Annotated in this window: 1 protein-coding gene; it reads left to right on the plus strand. The window is 53.6% G+C overall.

The features are described 5' to 3' along the window. Positions 1 to 1,926 (plus strand): Ig-like domain-containing protein (locus AC0QHF_RS00360; RefSeq protein WP_324702206.1); only part of this gene is annotated, 1,926 nt, incomplete at its 5' end. Positions 1,927 to 2,081 lie beyond the last annotated feature (155 nt).

Raw genomic sequence — 2,081 nt, forward strand, 5'->3', positions numbered from 1 at the left:
CTGACGGTGACGGGTTTTCAGACACCCAGCACCCGGGGGGCTGCGGTGACGGTCAATGATGATGGTAGCTATACCTATGACCCCACGGGTGTGGCGGCTTTTGAGGCTTTGACCGCCGGGGAAACGGTGACGGATACTTTCAATTACACGATCGCAGATGATAACGATGTCACGGCGACCGCCACCGTCAGTATTACTGTAGCCGGGGTGAACAACCCGCCGGTGGTGGATCTCAACGGGGATGCGGCGGGACTCGATGCGAGTGCTACATTTACCGAAAATGGGGATGCCGTCGCGATCGCCGATGCCGCTCTAATTACGATTACCGATACAGATAATGCCAGCCTGACCGGGGCGAGTGTCACTATCACCAATCTCTCGGACGGAGAAGATGAGGTGCTCGCGGTCGATACGGGGGATAGCGGAATTGAAGCCAGCTACGACTCGGCGACCGGGGTGCTGACCCTGACCGGGGAAACGTCTCCCGATTTGTACGAACAGGTTTTGGGGACGGTGACGTACAGCAACAGTTCCGAGAATCCCGCCACCGGCGATCGCCTGATCGCAGTGACCGCCAGCGACGGGACGGACAGCAGCGATCCGGCGGCAATTAGTACCATCAGTATTGTGGCGGTGAATGATCCGCCACTGCTGGATCTCGATGCCGACAACAGCAGCGGCGCGGGTGGCAACAATTACCAAGCCACCTTCACCGAAGGGGATGCAAATCTCGCGGTGGCGGATGCCGGCGATATCTCGATCGCAGATCCGGACAACACCACCATTGCTTCGGCCACCATCACCCTGACCAATCCCTTCGACGAGGAAGAAAGTCTTTCGGTGAGTGGAGATCTCCCCGACGGGATTACGGCGAGTTCTTACGACCCGGATACGGGAATTTTGACTCTGACGGGGAGCGCGTCTCTGGCGGATTACCAAACCGCGATCGGCCAGGTGGTTTACAACAATAGTTCCATCAAACCGGATGAAACGGATCGTCGCATAGAAGTTGTCATTAATGATGGCACGGATGATAGCGATGTGGCGACCACAACAATTACTGTTATCTCTGTTAACGAGCCACCCATCGCCGTGGATGAGAGTCCCATCCGCGTCAACAATTCCTCTCAGTTCCCCATTAACCCCGTTGACAATGATAGCGATCCAGATGGGGATATTCTCACCCTCACAGACCTGAATACTGAGGGGACGAGTGGACTCATCACCCAGGCAGGCAACCAAGTTAATTACACCCGCCTTTCAAGCGATGCGGGTACTGATGAGTTTTCCTATACCATCACGGATGGTAATGGCGAGACGGCGACGGCGACCATTTCTGTGGAGTTGCTGTCTGAACCCACTGATGAGGCTGAAAGCATTGAGGGGGCCGATTTTGGTGATAATCTCCGGGGTCGGGGGGGAAATGATACCCTCGTCGGTTTCGGGGGTAACGATACCTTGCGAGGTGATGACGGTAACGATAGCATTGTCGGCGGTTTGGGTTCCGATTCACTCGTCGGCGGAAATGACAACAATATCTTTCACTATGAAAGTGCCGACGACGGTGGCGGAACGGCATTTAACGCCGATGCGACCACCAGTATTGATGCCCAAATTGGTGAGGGTTTCTATGATACGATCGCGGACTTTGAAGGTCTGGGTGTCGCCGATGGAGATGCGATCGCAATTTCCGGCAGTTTGGTCGCCACGACGGATAATATTCTCCTCCCCGTTCAAACTGATATTTCTTCCAATGTTTTGGGCGGAACGCAAAATCTGTTCGCCTACGATGACGGTAGCGATACTTACCTGATTTATGACGGCAACGGAGATAATACCGGCGGGGATGATTCCCAAATTCTGGCAAAACTCGAAGGTGTCACCGGGGTTACAAATTTGCTCGATGACGATTTTCTGATCTTCTAAAAAAGAGCGATCGGCGACTTCCTTTCCAAATCCCCCTTTTCCAATGAGGGGGATTTTTGATTGTCATATCAAATCCGCTTAAAGCGCTGCTAGAGGGCAATAGGCAATAGGCAACAGGCAATAGGAAACTGAAATGACCTTTACATCGATGTTTC

The organism is Lyngbya sp. CCY1209 (genome assembly GCF_055795065.1).